Annotated in this window: 18 protein-coding genes; 13 read left to right on the forward strand and 5 right to left on the reverse strand. The window is 39.9% G+C overall.

The window, feature by feature from the left end:
* Window positions 1-16: 16 nt before the first annotated feature.
* Window positions 17-1798, reverse strand: coding sequence for an ABC transporter ATP-binding protein (locus LXL81_RS28720; RefSeq protein ID WP_234651586.1), 1782 nt, complete (start codon window positions 1796-1798; stop codon window positions 17-19).
* A 361-nt stretch (window positions 1799-2159) separates the two neighbouring features.
* Here LXL81_RS28720 and nusB point away from each other — a divergent pair, with 361 nt between their 5' ends.
* The 6 genes from nusB to coaE all read left to right on the forward strand — a co-directional run bounded on the left by nusB (window position 2160) and on the right by coaE (window position 6033).
* Entirely contained in the window at window positions 2160-3326 is a 1167-nt protein-coding gene (gene nusB / locus LXL81_RS28725; protein ID WP_234651588.1) for a transcription antitermination factor NusB, read from the forward strand.
* 76 nt (window positions 3327-3402) lie between these two features.
* Window positions 3403-3705: a YtxH domain-containing protein gene (locus tag LXL81_RS28730; RefSeq protein ID WP_234651591.1), complete on the forward strand. Its 303-nt coding sequence runs from the start codon at window positions 3403-3405 to the stop codon at window positions 3703-3705.
* Window positions 3706-3719: 14 nt separating this feature from the next.
* The gene (locus LXL81_RS28735; RefSeq protein ID WP_234651593.1) at window positions 3720-4163 is read left to right on the forward strand and encodes a DUF1573 domain-containing protein; all 444 of its coding nucleotides are present in this window, start codon (window positions 3720-3722) and stop codon (window positions 4161-4163) included.
* A gap of 74 nt (window positions 4164-4237) precedes the next feature.
* Entirely contained in the window at window positions 4238-4537 is a 300-nt protein-coding gene (gene yajC / locus LXL81_RS28740) for a preprotein translocase subunit YajC (protein WP_234651595.1), read from the forward strand.
* A gap of 170 nt (window positions 4538-4707) precedes the next feature.
* Window positions 4708-5403 carry a hypothetical protein gene (locus tag LXL81_RS28745; protein WP_234651597.1) on the forward strand — a complete coding sequence of 232 codons (696 nt, stop codon included), beginning with the start codon at window positions 4708-4710 and terminating at the stop codon, window positions 5401-5403.
* A 33-nt stretch (window positions 5404-5436) separates the two neighbouring features.
* A complete protein-coding gene (gene coaE / locus LXL81_RS28750) occupies window positions 5437-6033 on the forward strand; it encodes a dephospho-CoA kinase (RefSeq protein WP_234651599.1) in 597 nt (198 codons plus the stop codon).
* A 1-nt stretch (window position 6034) separates the two neighbouring features.
* Here coaE and LXL81_RS28755 read toward each other — a convergent pair whose 3' ends face one another.
* From LXL81_RS28755 to LXL81_RS28770, 4 genes are read right to left on the reverse strand one after another with little or no spacing between them, the layout of a single operon-like run.
* Window positions 6035-7810 (reverse strand): DNA polymerase III subunit gamma/tau, encoded by a 1776-nt coding sequence (locus LXL81_RS28755; protein ID WP_234651601.1) that lies wholly within the window; start codon window positions 7808-7810, stop codon window positions 6035-6037.
* Window positions 7811-7845: 35 nt separating this feature from the next.
* Window positions 7846-8700 carry a family 16 glycosylhydrolase gene (locus LXL81_RS28760; protein ID WP_234651603.1) on the reverse strand — a complete coding sequence of 285 codons (855 nt, stop codon included), beginning with the start codon at window positions 8698-8700 and terminating at the stop codon, window positions 7846-7848.
* A gap of 2 nt (window positions 8701-8702) precedes the next feature.
* Window positions 8703-8843, reverse strand: coding sequence for a hypothetical protein (locus LXL81_RS28765; RefSeq protein WP_234651605.1), 141 nt, complete (start codon window positions 8841-8843; stop codon window positions 8703-8705).
* Between the two features lies 1 nt (window position 8844).
* On the reverse strand, window positions 8845-8985 hold the full coding sequence (locus LXL81_RS28770; RefSeq protein WP_234651608.1) for a hypothetical protein: 141 nt from the start codon (window positions 8983-8985) through the stop codon (window positions 8845-8847).
* Between the two features lie 1579 nt (window positions 8986-10564).
* Here LXL81_RS28770 and LXL81_RS28775 point away from each other — a divergent pair.
* The 7 genes from LXL81_RS28775 (at window position 10565) to LXL81_RS28805 (ending at window position 21076) form a co-directional block, all read left to right on the forward strand.
* The gene (locus LXL81_RS28775) at window positions 10565-11569 is read left to right on the forward strand and encodes a GSCFA domain-containing protein (RefSeq protein ID WP_234651610.1); all 1005 of its coding nucleotides are present in this window, start codon (window positions 10565-10567) and stop codon (window positions 11567-11569) included.
* Window positions 11570-11685: 116 nt separating this feature from the next.
* Window positions 11686-12795: an Mrp/NBP35 family ATP-binding protein gene (locus LXL81_RS28780; RefSeq protein WP_234651612.1), complete on the forward strand. Its 1110-nt coding sequence runs from the start codon at window positions 11686-11688 to the stop codon at window positions 12793-12795.
* Window positions 12796-12858: 63 nt separating this feature from the next.
* Window positions 12859-13116 carry a NifU family protein gene (locus LXL81_RS28785; RefSeq protein ID WP_090335217.1) on the forward strand — a complete coding sequence of 86 codons (258 nt, stop codon included), beginning with the start codon at window positions 12859-12861 and terminating at the stop codon, window positions 13114-13116.
* A gap of 152 nt (window positions 13117-13268) precedes the next feature.
* Window positions 13269-15011 carry a D-alanine--D-alanine ligase gene (locus LXL81_RS28790; protein WP_234651614.1) on the forward strand — a complete coding sequence of 581 codons (1743 nt, stop codon included), beginning with the start codon at window positions 13269-13271 and terminating at the stop codon, window positions 15009-15011.
* 159 nt (window positions 15012-15170) lie between these two features.
* The gene (locus tag LXL81_RS28795) at window positions 15171-17861 is read left to right on the forward strand and encodes an MGH1-like glycoside hydrolase domain-containing protein (protein WP_234651616.1); all 2691 of its coding nucleotides are present in this window, start codon (window positions 15171-15173) and stop codon (window positions 17859-17861) included.
* Window positions 17862-18013: 152 nt separating this feature from the next.
* Entirely contained in the window at window positions 18014-19777 is a 1764-nt protein-coding gene (locus LXL81_RS28800) for a phospho-sugar mutase (RefSeq protein ID WP_234651618.1), read from the forward strand.
* A 162-nt stretch (window positions 19778-19939) separates the two neighbouring features.
* On the forward strand, window positions 19940-21076 hold the full coding sequence (locus LXL81_RS28805) for a carboxypeptidase-like regulatory domain-containing protein (protein WP_234651619.1): 1137 nt from the start codon (window positions 19940-19942) through the stop codon (window positions 21074-21076).
* Window positions 21077-21299: the final 223 nt, after the last annotated feature.

Genomic DNA, 21299 nt, shown 5'->3' on the forward strand with positions numbered 1-21299 from the left:
TATTAGTAAATGAGGATTACACTTCTTCTGCCAGCAACTGCTTTTCGTACAATTCTTTGTAAGCTCCGTTTTTTGCCATAAGTTCCGTATGTGTTCCCTGTTCAACAATCCGGCCTTCGTGAAGAACTACAATTTTATCAGCCAGCTTTGCGGAAGAAACCCGGTGTGAAATAATCACCGAAGTGCGCTGATCCATAATTCGTTTCAGGTTATTCAGGATGATGTTTTCAGTATTGGTATCAACCGCGGAAAGACAATCATCAAGAATCAATATTTTTGGATCGCGTGCGATGGCGCGGGCAATGGAAAGTCGTTGTTTTTGTCCACCAGATAATGTAATTCCTCTTTCTCCCAAACGCGTATCAAATCCTTGTGGAAAATTCAGAATGTTCTGGTATAGATCTGCATCTTTCACAGCCTGTTCAATGCGGTCGTGCGGCATATTTTTTGTTCCAAAACGCACATTATTTTCAATAGAATCTGAAAAAAGAAAAACATCCTGCGGAACATAACCAAGCTGGCGACGGAATGCGTGGACATTATACTCTTTCAATGGAATGTTATCGATCAGGATTTCACCTTCCGTCGGATCATAAAGCCGGCATAATAAATGTGCTAATGTGCTTTTTCCTGAACCTGTTGTACCAAGAATTGCAACGCTTTCACCATGTTTTATTTCCAGATCAAAGTTTTCAATCGCCTGAATTCCAGAATCCGGATAGATAAATCCTACATTTTTGAAAGTTATAATTCCATCCAGTTCTTTTTCGATATTCTTGTCAGAAACAAGGGTATTTTTTTCGTTCAAAAACTCATTGATACGTGTTTGTGAAGAAGCAGCGCGCTGGATCTGGCTTGTTGTCCAGCCAAGTGCCATAACGGGCCAGGTCAGTATATTCACGTAAAGGATAAATTCCGTGATATTTCCCGGGGTCAGATTACCATTCATGATTTCTTTTCCTCCGACATAAATAATCAGGATATTACTGATCCCGATAAGAAGCACAATAATAGGGTAGAAGATCGCATCCACTTTTGCAAGACCGAGCGATTTATTCTTAAAATCTTCCGCCTCAGTCTGGAAATTGGTAAAAGAATGTTTTTCCTGAACAAAAGATTTGATCACCCGGATTCCCGAAAATGCTTCCTGCACATAAGTTGAAAGTGCTGAAAGCTGTTTCTGGATTTCCTGTGAACGTTTCATCATAATATTGTTCACCACATAAATACTGATAGAAAGCAGCGGCAACGGTATCAAAACGTAAACCGTAAGTTTGGTGCTCACGGTCAGCATGTAAGAAATCACAAGGACAAAAAGTACTATCAGGTTGAGGCCATACATTAAAGACGGGCCAACATACATTCTGACATTACTCACATCCTCCGAAATACGAGCCATCAGATCACCTGTATTATGGCTTCTGAAAAAACTGGTCGGCAGGGTTTGGTAATGATTATATACATCATTTTTCAATTCATATTCAATATGACGCGACATGACGATAATGGTCTGACGAACCAGAAAAAGGAAAATTCCTTTCAAAAGCGCCATAGCCAGAATCAGCAAGCCATATAGTAAGATCGTGAAAGCGAAGGTGTCGTACATTTCACTTTGCAGTTTGGAACCCGCAAACAAATAATACACATCCAGGGTTTCGCTTACCAGATCGAGCGCGTAACGCACCAGCTGTGCGGGAATAATTCCAAAAAGATTAGAAATAATGGTAAAAATTGTTCCTAAAATAAGATACCATTTATATTTCAAGAAGTACTTATTGAGGTACTTAAGTGCTTTCACGTGTTAATAGAGTTGATTTTGTGTTTGCGCTAATTTTCAGTGATTTATTTGGTAGTTATCCATTTCACACTTAAACGATTATCCGCATTGAGGTAAATACTTAAATTGATAAATCCCGGTTTTTTCAAAACAGTAGATTTTTGAACCGATTCAGGCATGCTTCAATAGCAACATTCAAATGTTTTAAAACGTTGCAAATGTAAAACCATCGCTTCGATTTTTCCATTTCTAAACAAAATAGTCTAATTTTGCGGTCAATTTTAAATATTATCGCGGGGGATTGTTAAAATAAAAACCTTGCTGAAAACGCAGACCCGTTCTTTGGTTTACTGTACCTTTTACCCAATTAGTATTCCGGCTTATGCTGAATAGAAGATTATTACGAACAAAAGCTGTTCAAGCTCTTTACGCACGCAAATTAACTGCTGATGCCAATCGTTTACTTGCTTTGGATCAGATTGAAGAAGCGTTTGCGCCTGATTTAAATTCCATGGAATTTCAGGACAAGCAAAAACTTACCAGCAACAAACATTTGGCAGGAGCGGCATTGGATGAACTTATCAAAAGCGGAGAATTAAAACCGAATGATGATGTTTCGGCTGATGTGGCAAAAGTTGCCGGCAGTGCGTATCAGGCATATAAAAGACAAACGGGAACGGACGGAGAGAAAATGGTTCGTCGCGTGCTCAATGAAACGGAATCTATTTACGTTGATTTTATCCGCGTTTTGTCCATGTTACTTGAACTTTCGTATCAGGCAAAACTGGATCGTGAACGGAAATATGATGATCCGGAAGCTCCTTTCTCAAAAAATGGCGGCCTGAATACAAACCGTGTCATTATGGTTTTGCAGGAAGATAAAACACTTGAAGAAGAAATAATCAGAAACGGTATCAACTGGAGTAATGACATGAACATGATACGCAAAACGTATCGTGAGGCATTACGAAAGGATGCGACCTATGAGGAATATTGCAATAAAGTTGAACATACGCCGGAAGAAGATCAGCTGCTGGTACAATATATATTGCGTCAGGTAATTTTGAAACATGAAGTTCCGCTTGAATATCTCGAACAACGAGATCTATACTGGGCTGATCATAGCGAACTGATCCGCGGCCTTGCAATCAAAACATTGAAATCTGCCGACAATGCAGAAACTTTCACCTTGGCTCCTTTGACAAAAGACTGGGAAGAGGACCGTTTCTTTGTTGAGGAACTTTACAGATATGTAATTGAAGAAAATGATCAGTATGATCTTTATCTTGACGAACAACTGAAAAACTGGGAACTGGATCGTATTGCTCTGGTGGATATGATTATCCTGAAAACAGCTTTGGCTGAGTTAATTCATTTTCCGGGAATTCCGGTAAAAGTGACGATCAATGAATTTATTGAGATCGCAAAAAGGTATAGTACACCCAAAAGTGGTAAGTTTGTGAATGGTGTACTTGATGTACTTTCTGTTAAATTAGCAGCGCAGGGTATTATCCGAAAAAGTGGCCGTGGATTGATAGATAATAAATAGGCATAGAAGTTTTAGGTTAATTGATTTTTAAAGTTAATCATCAACAGTTGCGGGTAACCGCTAAAATTATAAAGCCATGAGTAAATCGAGCCGTAGTTTAATTGCATTTTTGACTGGATGTGCAACCGGAGCAGCTTTGGGGATTCTTTATGCTCCTGATAAAGGAAATGTGCTTCGCACCCAGCTTACATACAGGTTGTCCAAATACCGTGAAAAGTTACAGGATGTGATCGAAGATTTAATTGACAAAAAAAATCAGCCTGACAGCTACGCAAGAACAGAAGGCGAGCGTGTTGTGACGGATGCACGTGAAAAGGCAGAAAAGCTGCTTGAAGATGTAGACCGTCTGATGGCACAAATAAAAAGTCAGACCAACTGATTTAAACTCAACTTATGAAAAAACTTGCTGCATTCGTGATTCTTTCGGGAATTGCCATCATGCTTGTAAATTGTTCAGGTGCTGAAAGTAAAAAAGATTCAAAAACGGGAGATATCAAACTTCCCGTTTTTACTTTGACTGACAGTTCCTCTTTTGATTTCGGGACCATTCAGGAAGGTGAAGTGGTAGAGCATACTTTTCATTTTAAAAATGACGGGCCTTATCCGCTGATCCTGAATAACATTACATCATCATGCGGCTGCACAACGCCAGAATGGCCGCGTGATCCGATTGCCCCGAATGCTGCTTCGAGTATCAAAGTTCGTTTTAACAGTAAAGGCAAATCCGGGCCGCAGGTAAAAACGGTTACTGTTTATGCCAATACAGACCCGGCTTATTCAGAATTACGTTTAAGAGGAATTGTTAATGCGGCGCCAAAACCGGAAGCAGCAAAATAAACCGGAAGCTATTTTCCGGTAATAAAAAGTTTAAATGATCTCGTTTTAACTATCTTAATAACCCTAATACAATAATGACACTTTCAATTTTATTACAGGCAGCAGGTGGCTCACAAGCTATGATTTATCAGGTGGTTATGTGGGTTGGTATTATAGGGGTATTTTATTTCTTCATGATCCGTCCTCAGCAAAAAAAGCAAAAAGAACTTAAAACACTTTTGAGCGCAATTAAAAAAGGTGATCAGGTTGTTACAATCGGTGGGATTCATGCAAGAGTTTACAATGTTGAAGAAACTTTGGTAACACTTGAACTGGATAAAGGCGTGAAATTGACTGTTGACAAATCGGCCATTGCCCGTACTGTTGCAGAATAATATCTGACGGAAGAACGTTATTTATTTGATATAATAATTTTGAGTGGTGTCAGGGGTGGCCTTTATATTTTTATATTGAGGTGATTACATCAAATCCTGACACCGCTTTTTTTGTATAATACATATTAACTGTATATTGAAAAGAATATACAATTATTTAATTAGCAGCTGTGAGTAACATTCCATCAGGTCGGAATAAGATTAAAACTTTTTTAGGTTGTCTTTTGGCGGCTACGTTTTTCTGGTTGATGAATGTGCTGAACAAAGAGGATTATTCTATCAGGCTCAGCTATCCGTTAACTGTTGAGTATGACGCTGCTGCTTTTGTGCCTTTACAACCTTTACCAAAAAGAATTTCAGTAAATGTGACGGGTGACGGGTGGAATTTGCTAAGAAAATCATGGCTGAATTTCAACGCCGCACCGGTTGTTTACAAAGTTTTGAATCCTACCAAAGCAAGTTTTATAAATTCCACATCTCTGACAGACCAGATCACGGAACTGTTTCCTGATGTGAAAGTTAACTACGTGGTTTCGGATACTTTTGAATTAAGTTTTGAAAGAAAAATCAGAAAGATCATTCCAATCCGGATTGACAGCGCGGGAATCAATATGCGGGAGGGATACGTAATTTCGAGTATTATCAATGTATCGCCATCACTGATTTCAGTTGACGGACCCATCTCTCTGATCCGCACTTATCCTGATACCATCCGGTTAGGAATCCCTACCAAGAAAATTCAAAATAATTACGACGAAAGTCTGCCAATCCCGTTAGCAGCCTCTCCGCTGGTAGAAGTCAGTCATCGCGACGTTTATGTCAGTTTTGAAGTAGCGCAGATCTTAGGAAATCTTAATAAGGATTAATAGTTAAGGGTTAATCATTAACCATTAAAAAAAGTGAATATTGGTGTAACAGGAGGCATTGGTTCTGGCAAAAGTATTGTTTGCAGGTTGTTTGCTTGTCTGGATATTCCTGTCTATGATGCTGATACCCGCGCTAAATGGCTTACGAATCATGATCCTGAAATTCGCGAAGCTGTAATTCATTTACTTGGAGAGGAATCTTATACTTTGGATGGTGAATATAATCGTCCCTTTGTTTCTTCGCAGGTTTTCAAAAATACTGATCTACTTAAAAAACTTAGTGGAATTATTCATCCTGCTGTTGGGAAGGATACTAATGCCTGGCTTGAAAAAAACGCTGATTCTCCTTACGTGATCAAGGAAGCTGCGATTATGAACAAGGCTGGCGATAATAACAATCTGGACTTTGTGATTGTAGTAACTGCGCCGGTTGAATTACGTTTATCAAGAATCAGAAACCGTGATAAAAACCGTTCAGAAGCTGAAATCAGATCGATAATCGAAAGGCAAATTTCTGACGAAGAACGGGATGCAATTGCAGACTTTAAAATTGATAATGGCGGGAATATTGCCTTGATTCCACAGGTTTTGGCACTTCACAAATTATTTCTGGAAAGAGCGGGAAGTTAATTTAAAAATCTACATCCAATCCCAAAGCTTGTTTTAACTGCAACAAATAAGGATTTTTCTCCGCCATATAATTGAATTTTTCTGCTGGCGTATAAGGCAAACGATTTACTTCATGTGGCGCCACCCGCGCATTTATTTCCAGTCTCGGGGCATTAAATCTGCTTTTCAGATATCCAAGCAAGTCATAGCGCATTCCCTGCAAGGCATCCATTTGCGGATCATTATCCAGTGCAATCTGAATGGTGAAATCGACCAGTTCAACGGCTCTGTTCAATGCAATTCCTTCCGTTGTTGAATCTTTTGTTTTCCTTCTGTTCTCTGCAAATTCATGCCAAACCTGCTGTAAATTTTCCAGCGTCAGTTCCAGAAGTTCTTTTGGAGGTGTTGCGGTCGAAACTTCATTGGATGGAACTGTAACTTCTTTAGCCGCTCCGTTTTGAGAGCTTGGATCTTGCGGGGTAAGCTGCGTTGTACTTCTAAGTTTCGACGGTCTTGCTGTCGCCGGACTTATTGGCTGTTGTAAGCTGGGTGCGATATGGCTGTTGGAGTTCGAAACCTCCTGTGACCGGTTTTCATAAACCGGCGTTGGTTCTTTTACTTCGTTATTACTTACAGATTGTTGAGGCTCAACTTTTTTTTTTGCCGCTTCATCAGCGGCAGCAAGAGAATGAAGTTGAAGTATATTGGGGAGATTAGCCAGTTTCATCAGGCAAAGCTCCACATGTAACCGCTGGTTTTTAGCAGCTTTGTAATTGATATCACACTGACTGGCAACACTTAATGCAGAAAGCAAAAAGCTCATATCTGCATCTCTGGACTGATCAACATATTTTCGCTCGGCAGATTCTGAAACCTGTAAAAGAGAAACCGTTGCAGGATCTTTACAGACCAGAAGATTCCTGAAATGTTCAAGCAAGCCGACAATAAACAAATGTCCGTCAAATCCTTTTCTTAATATTTCATCAAACAAAACCAGAGAACGTGCTACACTTGCAGCGGTCAAAGCGTCTGTAATTTTGAAATAATAATCGTAATCCAGAATGTGCAGATTTTCTAAAACGGCTGCATAAGTCAAATGATTATCGGTTGAAAAGGTAACATTCAAATCAAACATCGAAAGTGCATCACGCAAACCTCCATCCGCTTTCTGGCCGATCAGTTCGAGTGCTTCTTTTTCTGTTACAATGCCTTCTTTTTTTGCGATATCAGCGAGGTGATATGCAATGTCTTTTGGCTGGATACGGTTGAAATCAAAAATCTGGCAACGGGATAAAATCGTTGGCAGGATTTTATGTTTTTCGGTAGTAGCCAAAATGAAAATGGCATATCCGGGCGGTTCTTCCAATGTTTTCAAAAAGGCATTAAAAGCAGCCTGCGAAAGCATGTGAACCTCATCAATGATGTAGATTTTATATTTCCCCGTCTGAGGCGGATAGCGAACCTGATCGATCAGGTTACGGATATCTTCCACAGAGTTATTGGAAGCAGCATCCAGTTCGTGGATGTTGAAAGATGCATTGTTTTGAAAACTGATACAGGATTCACATTCACCGCATGCTTCCACATCATCGCCAAGATTCTGACAGTTAATCGTTTTGGCAAGAATACGGGCACAAGTCGTCTTGCCAACACCACGCGGACCGCAAAACAAGAATGCCTGTGCGAGGTGATTGGTACGAATTGCATTTTTAAGCGTAGTCGTGATATGTGATTGGCCAACTACCGAGTCGAAAGTGACCGGGCGATACTTTCTGGCCGAAACAACGAAATGATCCATGTGTGCAAGTTAGCTCCGTGAGCCGGAATTTCAAATTACTTTTTCTCAACCAACGGGTAGACACGGACATAATCAACTTCCATTTTCTGAGGGAAAATGCTGTCATCCACACCTTTCTGTCCGCCCCAGTCGCCGCCAACAGCCATATTTAAAATTAAATGAAAAGGTTTGTCGTACGGCCATTGCTCCCAGGTATAGCCTGATTCTTTATTAAACCTGAAATAGTCTTTTCCGTCAATGCCGATTGACACGTATGTTGGAGTCCATTCACACGTGTAGATATGAAAAGCGGTTGAGGCGTCCGTAAGTAAAGTATCGCCGCCCTTATTCGTTTTCAAAACGTGGTTAAATGCTTTGGTGTGTATGTTTCCGTGAATATGATTCTGGTCAAAACCGACGTGTTCCATAATGTCAATTTCGCCATTATCCGGCCAGCCTTTATTGCCATAATTTTGTTGGGAAAAAAGCATCCAGATTGCAGGCCAGGTTCCGCGTCCTTGCGGAAGTTTGGCACGGATTTCAAATTTCCCATATAAAAAATCTCCTTTGCCTTTTGTTACCAACCGTGCTGAACTGTAATTCTGTTTGCCTGATGTTTCTTTTCTGGCCTCAATAATAAGATTGCCATTTTCAACACGGGCATTTTCTGATTTGTCAGTATAGTTTTCCAATTCATGATTTCCCCATCCATCGCCGCCTAAATCATAACTCCATTTTTTCACATCTGGTTTTCCTGAATAATTAAATTCATCCTGCCAGATTGGTGTCGATCCAAACTCGTATTTCGCCGGTGGAGGTTGCGAAGGTGGAGTTTGGGATTGCGAGCAATTCGAAATAATGATAAGGCAAATAGAAAGAAGAAATAATTTTCCAGAAAAAAATTTTTGCATAGCTAAACTTTGTTTTTAGTGCGTCTGTTTATTAGTCCGGATAAATCCATCTTTTTTAAAACAGCATTGACTTCGTCCAGTTTCTTTTGAACAATTTGTTCTCCGGTAAGTTTCTTTACAGACTCGCTTTTCTTAGTTTCCATATCATTCCCGATTAGCATTTTGTCTTTTTGGTAATTTAGAAAGATCTACATCTTTTAACAATTCATTCATTTCCTTCAATTTCTTATTAACGATTTGCTCGCCGGTTAATTTGACCGGAATATCTCTTTTAATTTTTGCCATGCTTACTTAAAAGATATTAGATGAAATCAAATATTGAAATGATATTCAGATAAATAGCTCCTGTGGAGCTTCCTGTTTATAGCAAGGTAATTTAAGATTTATTTTTCTGGCTCCATAGGAGCCGTCTAAGATTTCCAGGAAACTCCTAAGGAGTTAGGGAAGTATCTGGAAATTAATATTTTTCTATAAACGGGATGCTCCGAAGGAGCGTGTTGATCTCGTAGAGCAAAACAAAATAAGGTAAATCGAATATTGATATAATAATCAGAATAAATAGCTCCTGTGGAGCTTCCTGTTTATAGCAAGGTAATTTAAGATTTATTTTTCTGGCTCCATAGGAGCCGCCTAAGATTTCCAGGAAACTCCTAAGGAGTTAGGGAAGTAGCTGGAAATTAATATTTTTCTATAAACAGGATGCTCCGAAGGAGCGCGTTGATCTCGTAGAGCAAAACAAAATAAGGTAAATCGAATATTGATATAATAATCAGAATAAATAGCTCCTGTGGAGCTTCCTGTTTATAGGAAGGTAATTTAAGATTTATTTTTCTGGCTCCATAGGAGCCGCCTAAGATTTCCAGGAAACCTCCTAAGGAGTTAGGGAGGTAGCTGGAAATTAATATTTTTCTATAAACAGGATGCTCCGAAGGAGCGTGTTGATCTCGTAGAGCAAAACAAAATAAGGTAAATCGAATATTGATATAATAATCAGAATAAATAGCTCCTGTGGAGCTTCCTGTTTATAGCAAGGTAATTTAAGATTTATTCTTGTGGCTCCATAGGAGCCGCCTAAGATTTCCAGGAAACTCCCAAGGAGATAGGGAAGTAGCTGGAATCAATATTTTTCTATAAACAGGATGCTCCGAAAGAGCGTGTTGATCTCGTAAAGCAAAACAAGGTAAATCGAATATTGATATAATAATCAGAATAAATAGCTCCTGTGGAGCTTCCTGTTTATAGCAAGGTAATTTAAGATTTATTTTTCTGGCTCCATAGGAGCCGCCTAAGATTTCCAGGAAACTCCCAAGGAGATAGGGAAGTAGCTGGAAATTAATATTTTTCTATAAACGAGATGCTCCGAAGGAGCGCGTTGATCTCGTAAAGCAAAACAAGGTAAATCGAATATTGATATAATAATCAGAATAAACAGCTCCTGTGGAGCTTCCTGTTTATAGCAAGGTAATTTAAGATTTATTTTTCTGGCTCCATAGGAGCCGCCTAAGATTTTCAGGAAACTCCTAAGGAGTTAGGGAAGTAGCTGGAAATTAATATTTTTCTATAAACAGGATGCTCCGAAGGAGCGCGTTGAGGTCGTAAAACAAAATCTTCGTAAGCAAATTTACCTATTCATTCAATTGCGATAAATTCAGTAATGTTATTCATAGCCGATAGTGGCGTTCCATTCCAGAAAGCCCACATTCAATTATTCTCTCATTCACCAATTCAATCATTATTCTTCAATTGTGTGTATATTTTTCAAATTTAACGTTTATATATTAATTATTGAAATCCTCTTCCTCAGGTTGTTTGTGCCGGACTGATCAAATATTTGTAATTTTGCATGCCCCATAATACAGACCGAATGAATCAATTAAAACTTACCACAGAACTCAACGTAATACCTTCAGAATGGAAAATAAGTCATCAATCTAAAATAGCGACCATCGGCTCCTGCTTTGCTGATGTGTTGGGAAATCAGCTTTCCGGGAATAAATTTCCGGTTTTAAATAATCCATTTGGAACCGTTTTTAACCCGCTGGCCATTGCAAAACTTCTTGATCTGTCGCTGGATGGCAAGCCGCCGCATGCAGCACTTTATCATCAAAACAGTGACATGATCTGGTTACATCATGATTTCCATTCTTCGCTCTGGTCTGAAAGCCGGGTAGGTCTGGAAGAAAAACTGATTGAAAAACAAAAGCAGGTTAATCAGTTTCTAAGGAATGCAGATGTGCTTGTGATTACGCTCGGAACAGCCTTTGCTTATCGTCACAGAGCAACCAATGTGTTGGTAGGAAATTGTCACAAAGTGCCGGCTGATCATTTTGTTAAGGAATTGCTGCATTTAGATCAGGTTACTATCGGATTGGAACATCTTCTTTTTAAATTACAATCAATAAAAAGAGATTTGAAAATTATACTGACGGTCAGTCCGGTTCGTCATACAAAGGATACGCTTCCTCTAAATCAGGTTAGTAAATCGACTTTACGCCTGGTTTGCCACCGTTTGTCTGAGAAGTTCAAACAGGTTAATTATTTTCCTGCCTATGAGATTATGATAGATGAATTACGTGATTACCGTTTCTACAAACCCGATCTTATTCATCCTAATAGCATAGCGGAAGATCATATCTTTCGTATTTTTGCGGAAAGTTTCATTGATAAACCGGCATTGGAATTTATGAAAAACTGGGAAGGGGTTCAAAAGATGTTGAATCATAACACCCAGCATGGGTTCACGCCAAGTCATCTGGCATTATTAAATACACTGCAAAACAGATTAAGCGATTTGGCAGATCAGGTTGATCTGTCTTTTGAATTGATAGAAATAAATCGAAGAATTCGTGAATTTCCAACGAATTCTTAAACTCATTCCGGGTAAATCTTGTTCAGTAAGATCAGGCGAAATATATAAAATCAAGATTTTGAGATAAATCTCAGGACATATCCAGTACGCTGCGGTTTCCGGGCGAAATTATTACGATGGGCGAATTTACAATCAATAAGGAAAAAGTATTACAAGCTTTGGGTACCGTTCAGGAGCCGGATCTAAAACAGGATCTGGTAACGCTGAACATGATTCAGGACATTGAGATTGGTGTGAACCAGGTGAAATTTACGGTTGTTTTAACCACACCTGCCTGCCCTTTGAAAGAACTGATCAAGAGAATGTGTGTTGAAGCAATTCATACACATTTGAATCCGGATGTTGAGGTCATTATTAATTTAACTTCGAACGTTACGAGTATCAGGCCATTGGGCGCAGCACTGATTCCGGGTGTTAAAAATGTGATTGCTATTTCTTCCGGAAAAGGCGGAGTTGGAAAATCAACGGTTACGGCCAATCTTGCCATGGCTTTGCATCGTTCGGGAGCTTCCGTCGGGATTATTGACGCTGATATTTCAGGCCCATCGATTCCGCTGATGTTTGGTGCTGAAAATATGCAGCCAACCATTACACCCAGAGACGGGAAAAATTATATTAACCCGATCCGTCAGTATGGTATCAAAATGATTTCTATCGGATTTCTGACGCCTGCCGATAGTGCAGTAGTATGGCGCGGCCCGATGGCCAGTCAGGCATTGAAACAGTTTTTTGGAGATACGGACTGGGGTGATCTGGATTATCTTTTAATTGACCTTCCTCCGGGAACAAGCGATATTCACCTTACTTTGGTGCAAACCGTACCGGTTACCGGAGCGATTATCGTTACAACGCCACAAAAAGTCGCTTTGGCAGATGCCGTAAAAGGAATATCTATGTTCAGGCAGCCCCAGGTTAATGTGCCGATTTTAGGTGTTGTGGAAAATATGGCATGGTTTACACCGGCAGAACTTCCGGATAGCAAATACCATATTTTTGGAAAAGGCGGCGGTCAATCGCTGGCTGATAAATTTGACGTACCTTTGCTGGGTCAGATTCCTTTGGTACAGAGTATTCGTGAGGCAGGTGACGAAGGTCGCCCGGCTGTAATGGATGTCAATCCGATTGTGAATGATGCTTTCCGCATTGCAGCAGAGGGTTTGGCACAACAAGTAGCCATTAGAAATGCAACGAAGGAGAAAACGAAAATGGTAGAAATTCAGGCTTGAAACAAGAGCACTGTTTGACTTTATCAATAAAATCTTGCATATTACCGAATAGACTTTTTAATAATGGATTCAAGAGAAAAAACATTAGAATTAATTGAGCAGGCATTGGAAACTGTTCGTCCGTATTTACATGCAGATGGTGGTGACGTGAAGTTGGTAGAATTGACGGACGATCTTACGGTAAGGCTTGAATTGCAAGGCTCCTGCCAAAGCTGCCCGATGAGCGCAATGACTTTCCGTGCCGGTCTTGAAGAATCAATTCGTAAAGCAGTTCCGCATATTAATCGTGTGGTTGCTTCAAATGTGCCTTCATTAGCATAATCGTTTGTCGTTCGCAGACAAACGCGGTTCAATTTGGCTGGAAGCAGCCAAATTGAAATAAATCTTTCCTATGCACCATTGGTTGCAATTGATTCATTTTAAATACTCCCTATATTGCAGGTACGTTTTAAAATGCACTAATCAGCAATAATATGCGCATAGGAGTTTTTTTTGGAGGTCCCTCCCGCGAAAGGGAAATTTCATTTGCGGGTGGTAAAACCGCTTTCGAGTACTTGGATAAATCACTTTTTGAGCCGGTTCCCGTTTTCGTCGACAGCTTTGGTCGCTTTATAAAACTGGAACATTCTTTGATGTATGCAAAGGAAATCAGGGATTTCTACCCGGCAAAAGGTAATCAGACGGACGATTTCAAAACTTATATAGAGTCATTTCCTGAAATGGCAAAGCAGCCGGTTTCACCAGAAATCGGTATTCTTTTATCACCAGACCAATTTAAAGATCATTTTGATTTTGCATTTCTGGCCATGCACGGTCCTGATTGTGAGGATGGCGCTATCCAGGGTTTGCTGGAATGGTTTAAAATTCCTTACAGCGGCCCCGGCTTAATGGGTTCTGCGGTTGGAATTGATAAAATCCTGCAAAACGAAATGATCGCGCTCGTTAATAATCAGCAGAAAAAAAGCTGGACATTACGTTATGATCAATGGATTCCGCGCGAATACTCCATCCTTTTTACAGTTCTAAAAAAACATCTTGGTTTACCTTTGGTAATAAAGGCACCGCATCAGGGTTCTTCTATTGGCGTTGCCATTGTGAAAGAGGATTCTCTGGAAGCTTTTGTGGCTGCTATCAATCAATGTTTTTTTCAGGTTGAACTGGAAAGTAAAACATGGAAAGCGCTTGATGCTGCCGGGAAGAAAAATTATGTTCAGCGCATTGCCAATCTGGATGAGGGAATTGGATTTCCGGTTGTTGTGAACGGAGATAAAATCATTTATCATCCGGCAGATTTGCTTGAACAATTAAATAATATGTTCGTTGTTCAGGATGACGTTATCGTCCTGAGCAGTTCAAATGCAGAAGATCAGGTTTTGCTTGAAGAATTTATAGATGGACAGGAATTCTCCTGTGGTTGTATTCAGTTTGACAATGGTAAACCACTTGCATTGCCTCCAAGTGAAGTGATTAAAATGGTTGACGTTTTTGATTTTAATGCCAAATACAAACCAGGCGCAAGCCGCAAAAGAATTCCGGTTGATACTACGCTTGAAAAAAACCAGGAAATCCAGAAAGTGATCGCCGAAGTTTTCCAACAACTCGGGATCACAGTTTGTGTTCGTATTGATGGGTTTCTGACACCGGATGGTACCATTTTACTGCATGATCCGAACACAATTCCGGGTATGTCGCCGACTTCATTTATTTTTAAACAAATGGCTGAAATCGGATTGAGTGTCACACAAGCGTTAACTTATTTTATTCGTCAATCGATCAGGGAAAGAATTCGCCTGGGAAAAGATACCTGGAATCTGAGACATTTGCTTGAAGGTCTGGATGAAAAAATCACGGCTGAGAAAAATGTTATCAAACCGGTGAAGGGAATTCTTTTTGATGCCTCGGATGAGCACTATGCCTTGGCAAGACAAACCTATGGTAAATTGTTTGCGGAGGGAGTTTATAAACCGGTTCCTGTTTTTCACGGAACGGATGGTAAATACTACCAGCTTCCAAATCCATTTATGTTTAAGGAATACATTGTGGATGTGGAAGGTTTGATTACCCAGGGAAGACATCCGCTTTTAACCGAAACCGCAAAAAAGGCGAAGTCAATTACGGATTTTTTTGCAGGTGAAACAGACGATCAGATTCATGTTTTTGACAATGTAGAAGCCATAGAATTTATTCGGGATTGGGTTGTCATTAAAATTGACTAATAATTTATTTCCCATTTTTAAGGACAAAAAAGAGCTTGTTTAAAGCTCTTTTTTAGTAAATTTCATTTTCTACACAGGTTTTCAGGTTTTAAAAAGCTTGAATTTGGTAGCGTAACGATTTATAATTGAGTTTTTTGACCCCGATAATTTGACGAACCAATGGCAAATGGCGCAGAGAAAGTACGATTAAGCCTACAAAAAGAAAACAAAGGTTGGAAAAAATGGGGCCCATATCTGTCTGAGCGTCAGTGGGGAACTGTACGTGAAGATTATAGCGGAAATGGTGATGCCTGGAATTATATAACCCACGAAATGGCTTTATCCAAAACATATCGTTGGGGAGAAGATGGTATCGGAGGTTTTTCTGATAATAAACAACACATCTGTCTCTCTTTCGCATTTTGGAACCATCGCGATAAATTTTTAAAAGAAAGGATTTTTGGACTGACAAACCGTGAATCAAACCACGGTGAGGATGTGAAGGAAATGTATTATTATCTTGATAGTACGCCTACGCATTCTTATACTAAAATGCTTTACAAATATCCTCAGCAACAATTTCCATATGACAAACTTCGTCAGGAAAATGGCAAGCGTGGAAAAGAGGATCCGGAGTATGAAATCATGGATACGGGTGTGTTCGATAACAACGAGTATTTCGACATTTTCATAGAACACGCGAAGGCAGACGAGGAGGATATCATGATGAAAGTGACGGTGCATAACCGTGGCCCGAAAGATGCGCCGATTACTGTTTTGCCAACAATCATGTTCAGAAATACCTGGTCATGGGGATATGAAGCGTTCAATTACAAGCCCATGATGAACGGGATTTCCAACCGTCTGATCGAGGTGACGCACCGCAAACATGGAAAGTATAACCTGTATCTGGATAACGCAGATGAACTTTTGTTTTGTGAAAATGAATCAAATCTAAAAAAGTTATACGGGACAGCCAATAATACTGCTTACCCAAAAGATGGTATAAACGATTATATCGTCAGTGGCAAAAAAACGACGACGGTAAATCCAAATAATATCGGTACAAAAGCATCAGCGCGTTTTACCAAAACGATCAAAGCGGGTGAAAGTGTTGTGTTTCGGATGCGTTACGTAAATCATTCAATATCAGAACCTTTTGGTGGATTTGAAGATCTCTTCAACAAAAGGATCCGTGAGGCAGATGAATTTTATGACGATATTCAGAAAGATGTAGCTGACGCTGATCTTCGTTCAATTCAGCGTCAGGCTTATGCCGGGATGTTGTGGAGCAAGCAATTCTATTATTACAATGTATATGAATGGCTGAAAGGCGATCCTGCCCAGCCGGAACCTAATCAGGGACGAAAATGGGGACGGAATTCAGGTTGGAAACATTTGTATTCTGCCAACATTATCTCCATGCCCGACAAGTGGGAATATCCCTGGTTTGCCGCCTGGGATTTGGCTTTCCACTGTGTGCCGCTGGCCAGGGTCGATGCTGATTTTGCCAAACGCCAGCTCGAAATTTTACTACGGGAATATTACATGCACCCCAACGGACAGATTCCTGCATACGAATGGAATTTCTCTGACGTAAACCCGCCGGTTCACGGTTGGGCAACGTGGAAAGTTTATGAAATTGACCGGGAACAGAATAATGGTGTCGGTGACATCGAATTCCTGGAAAAAATATTCCACAAACTTCTTCTGAATTTTACCTGGTGGGTAAATCAGAAAGATGATACAGGTAATAACATTTTCAGCGGAGGTTTTCTCGGACTGGATAATATTGGTGTATTTGACCGCTCAACACCAATGCCATTCGGTGGGAAATTACAACAGGCAGACGCAACGGGCTGGATGGCGATGTACACGCTGAATATGCTTCGGATTTCTGTGGAAATTGCTTTGGTACACCCGGTTTATCAGGATATGGCATCGAAATTTTTCGAGCACTTCCTGCACATTGCCGGTGCAATGGAATCTATCGGCGGTAAAAATTCGTCGATCAGTCTTTGGGATGAAGAAGATCAGTTTTATTATGATGTAATCCATATCCCAAACGGACAAAGCATATTGTTGAAAGTGCGTTCGATTGTAGGTTTGATACCTCTTTTTGCGGTAGAAATCCTCGATCCGACTAATCTTGACAAAATGCCGGTTTTCAAACGTCGTGTAGAATGGGTTTTGGCAAACAGGCCGGATCTGGCCCGTCTGATATCACGCTGGTTTGAGTCAGGAAAAGGAGAAAACAGATTACTATCCATCCTTCGCGGTCATCGGATGAAGATGATCATGAAACGGATGCTGGATGAAAATGAGTTTTTGTCTGATTATGGCGTACGCGCTTTGTCAAAATATCATAAAGACAATCCGTACAAATTCTATATCAACGGAGAAGTTTTGCAGGTAGATTATACACCGGCCGAAGCTTTAACGGATATTATGGGTGGAAATTCCAACTGGCGTGGCCCAATATGGTTTCCGTTAAATTATCTGATATTTGATTCCCTGATGAAATTCCACGCTTATTATGGAGAGGATTTTCAGATTGAATATCCGACAAATTCCGGCAATCTGGTAACCATAAAAGATGCGGCTATGGCGATTGCAAATCGTTTGATCGATATATTCAAAAAAGATGCAGAGGGTAGAAGAGCATTCAACGGTGATGATGAGAAAATGCAGACGGATCCGAATTTCAGCGACCATATCTTATTCTATGAATATTTCCATGGAGACAACGGAAGAGGTTGCGGGGCAAATCACCAGACAGGCTGGACGGGTTTGGTAGCAGAGCTGATTCTTAAAACTTCACAGGAAAAAATGAAAGAAGTGGCCCGGGAAGAATTGCCGGTAAGTAAGTAATTCCGGATTATTTTTACTTTTATATTATTAATTACTCAACTGAGAACGATATTTTTAGTCTTTATACACAACATAAGCGTAATACCGCTATGTTGCCGACAACGACTTATTTTAAAATTAACTGTTTCTGAAATCCATCTTTCAATTTAATTATGACCGCACAATTAGATCCTACTGTTCTGGCCAAAGTAAAAACCTGGCTTGAAGGCGATTACGATATCGATACGAAACAATCAATCCAGCAATTGATTGATGAAGAAAATGATACTGAACTTACTGACGCATTTTATAAGGATCTTGAATTTGGAACGGGTGGTTTACGTGGATTGATCGGTGTAGGTTCAAACCGGATGAATCGTTACACGGTGGGAACTGCCACGCAAGGTTTGGCAAATTATCTTAATAAAGCATTCCCAAATCAGGAGATTAAGGTTGCAATAGCTTATGACAGCCGTATAAAATCGGACGAGTTTTCGCAGATTATTGCCGATATTTTTTCTGCAAGCGGAATCACGGTTTATCTTTTCGAAGCACTTCGTCCAACGCCTGAACTTTCTTTCGCAATCCGCCAATTGGGTTGCCAGAGTGGTGTTGTAGTTACAGCTTCTCATAACCCGAAAGAATACAACGGATACAAGGCTTACTGGAACGACGGCTCACAAGTTGTGGCTCCTCATGATTCCAACATTATAGATGAGGTAAACGCAATCAAATCGATTGATGATATTAAATTTGAAGGTGATGCGTTAAAAATTATCAAAATCGGAGCAGATATTGATGAAAAATATCTTGACCATATTCTGTCACTTTCAATTTCCAAAGATGCGATTGCCCGTCAGAAAGATTTAAAGATCGTTTACACGCCTTTGCATGGAACCGGTGTTACGCTTGTTCCGCCGTTGTTGAAAAAAATGGGTTTTGAATCGGTTACTGTTATTGAAGAACAGGCAGAGCCAAATGGTAACGGCCAGTTCCCAACCGTTGTTTATCCAAATCCTGAGGAAAGCGAAGCAATGTCCATGGCTGTGAACAAAGCAAAGGAAATTGACGCTGATCTTGTTTTAGGAACAGACCCTGATGCTGACAGAGTTGGTATTGCTGCGAAAAACCATCATGGCGAAATCCAGCTTTTAAATGGTAATCAGACTGCCAGTGTTCTGATCTATTATCTTTTGAATGCATGGAAAGACGCAGGAAAATTAACCGGAACACAGTTTGTTTGTAAAACGATTGTTACTACGGATCTGATTGATAAAATGGCTGCGTCTTATGACGTGAAATGCTACAATACATTGACCGGTTTCAAATACATCGCTCAGGTAATCCGTGAGAAAGAAGGTATTGAACAATTTATTGGTGGTGGCGAAGAAAGTTATGGTTATCTGATCGGCGATGCTGTTCGTGATAAAGATGCTATTGCTTCCTGCGCCATGATCGCGGAATTAACAGCTTATGCAAAAGACAAAGGTTTAAGTCTTTTCGATATGCTGATTGAAATCTACAAGAAATTCGGATTCTATTATGAAGGGTTGATTTCTTTAACCAAAAAAGGAAAAACCGGAGCAGAAGAAATCCAGCAAATGATGGCTGACTTCCGTGCAAATCCACCTAAGACGTTGGCTGGTTCGGACGTAATCCGTATGGATGATTACAAAGCCTTGACAACAACCGATTTTACTTCCGGAACAACAACTTCAATTCCATCAGGAGAAATGGGTATCGAATCATCGAACGTACTTCAGTTCTTTACGGTCGATGGTACTAAATTTACATGCCGCCCATCCGGAACGGAGCCGAAAATTAAATTCTATGTTGGTGTTCGTGCTGAGCTTGCAGGCAAAGACGAATTTGATAGCGTTTATGCCGGATTGAAGGACAAAGTGAAAGCAATAGGCGAGGAGTTGGGACTGAAATAATCTTATTATTGCGTTACTGAAAATTCCAACCGGGAAATATTTCCAGGTTGGAATTTTCTTTTGCAACATACCGTCAACATTATCAGTATCAGGATGAAGATTCCAAACTCCTGATTTATCTTTGAGTTGAAAAGCACTAACCCGTTAGTTATCCGTCAAATAATGTTTCGTTATCCATCTTTTTTTCAGAGATTGTTTTTATTAAGCTGCATTTTTAGCTTTATCATCACAATCTCCAATGCTCAACAGAATAATGCAGTTGTACTTACCGGAAAAGTTACAGATGGAAAGACAGGCAAACCCCTGCCTTTTGCCAATGTTTTTGTAAATAATTCTACGATTGGTACAAATGCAGATGAAAATGGGAACTATCGTTTGACTGGATTGACGATTGGTAGTATCGAAATGGCTGTTTCGTTTTTAGGATACGAAACGGTCAAGCAAACTTTGAGATTTGAGCAGCCTGGTATTAAAACGGTTCAATTCAAACTCATCGAAGGGATGCAGCTAAGCGGAGTAACTGTTTATGCCAGAAAAAATAAAAAACGTGAAAAACACCTGGCGATTATTACCAGAGAATTGTTAGGGAAGTCCCCGTTTGCCAAACTGTGCAAAATATTAAATCCTGAGGTTTTACGAATTTCTCTTGATGACAATGGTCATCTTAGCGCTCAGACAACTTCCGCGCTGATTATTGAAAATAATGCACTGGGCTATAAAATTTTTCAGGATCTTGATGATTTTGATTATTATGAAGGAAAGGTATACTATGGCGGCAGTACGCGTTTTCAATTGTTAACACCAAAAGACTCTGTTCAAAAAAATCTTTGGCGGAGAAATCAGGTGACCGCATATCAAGGCTCACTTAAACATTTGCTCGCCAGCATGGTTTCTGATAGTTTACAGGAAAACGGATTCAAAGTTTATCAGGAAATTCCTGATTCTTTGAGAATGTTTCGTTCTGTAAGAAGCATGAACGGATACAATTACATTTCCAACAATATCCATAACAGAATTGAACAGGTAAGAGGTGACAGGCTTATCAGAGATGGCGAATTATCTACTGAAAGGTTTGTGGTATCAAGAACTATGCTTGAAGTTTTTTATACAAAAAAGCGTGGAAGTTCTCCTTATTCAGATATGCCCTATGCCTATACACAAATCAAATTTCCACAGGGATACGCCGTGATTACGCCCCAAGGCTGGGTAGTAATGCCCATGGGATTCGAAATTGCCGGTTTTTTAGGCAATGACAGATATTCCACATTGCTGCCGGCAGATTGGAAAAGAGATATTTAATAATTGTTAGTGGTTAAGGGTTAAGGGTTAATGGGGCTGGTGAGTTGGTTCTTGAATTTTAACAATAAGAAATTGTTAATCAACCTGATCTTTCAAATTTCAAATCTGTGATTGCCTGAAATAGGTTGCCCTGAAACGGACAATTAAACATGAGCAATTCAAAATCTAATTCCAAAAAAAGTACAAAACTGAATATTCGTCCAAGACGAATATTCAGTGAACA

Origin of the sequence: Dyadobacter sp. CY356, assembly GCF_021440195.1 — a bacterium.
In the GTDB taxonomy this organism is placed as follows: domain Bacteria; phylum Bacteroidota; class Bacteroidia; order Cytophagales; family Spirosomataceae; genus Dyadobacter.

Bases quoted from the DNA above. Each gene is read 5' to 3' on its own strand.
- LXL81_RS28795 (WP_234651616.1), top strand. From the start codon at position 15,171: ATGGCAAATGGCGCAGAGAAAGTACGATTAAGCCTACAAAAAGAAAAC.
- LXL81_RS28800 (WP_234651618.1), top strand. From the start codon at position 18,014: ATGACCGCACAATTAGATCCTACTGTTCTGGCCAAAGTAAAAACCTGG.
- LXL81_RS28780 (WP_234651612.1), top strand. From the start codon at position 11,686: ATGGGCGAATTTACAATCAATAAGGAAAAAGTATTACAAGCTTTGGGT.
- nusB (WP_234651588.1), top strand. From the start codon at position 2,160: ATGCTGAATAGAAGATTATTACGAACAAAAGCTGTTCAAGCTCTTTAC.
- LXL81_RS28735 (WP_234651593.1), top strand. From the start codon at position 3,720: ATGAAAAAACTTGCTGCATTCGTGATTCTTTCGGGAATTGCCATCATG.
- LXL81_RS28730 (WP_234651591.1), top strand. From the start codon at position 3,403: ATGAGTAAATCGAGCCGTAGTTTAATTGCATTTTTGACTGGATGTGCA.
- LXL81_RS28775 (WP_234651610.1), top strand. From the start codon at position 10,565: ATGAATCAATTAAAACTTACCACAGAACTCAACGTAATACCTTCAGAA.
- yajC (WP_234651595.1), top strand. From the start codon at position 4,238: ATGACACTTTCAATTTTATTACAGGCAGCAGGTGGCTCACAAGCTATG.
- LXL81_RS28770 (WP_234651608.1), bottom strand. From the start codon at position 8,985: ATGGCAAAAATTAAAAGAGATATTCCGGTCAAATTAACCGGCGAGCAA.
- LXL81_RS28760 (WP_234651603.1), bottom strand. From the start codon at position 8,700: ATGCAAAAATTTTTTTCTGGAAAATTATTTCTTCTTTCTATTTGCCTT.
- LXL81_RS28790 (WP_234651614.1), top strand. From the start codon at position 13,269: ATGCGCATAGGAGTTTTTTTTGGAGGTCCCTCCCGCGAAAGGGAAATT.
- LXL81_RS28785 (WP_090335217.1), top strand. From the start codon at position 12,859: ATGGATTCAAGAGAAAAAACATTAGAATTAATTGAGCAGGCATTGGAA.
- LXL81_RS28805 (WP_234651619.1), top strand. From the start codon at position 19,940: ATGTTTCGTTATCCATCTTTTTTTCAGAGATTGTTTTTATTAAGCTGC.
- LXL81_RS28765 (WP_234651605.1), bottom strand. From the start codon at position 8,843: ATGGAAACTAAGAAAAGCGAGTCTGTAAAGAAACTTACCGGAGAACAA.
- LXL81_RS28755 (WP_234651601.1), bottom strand. From the start codon at position 7,810: ATGGATCATTTCGTTGTTTCGGCCAGAAAGTATCGCCCGGTCACTTTC.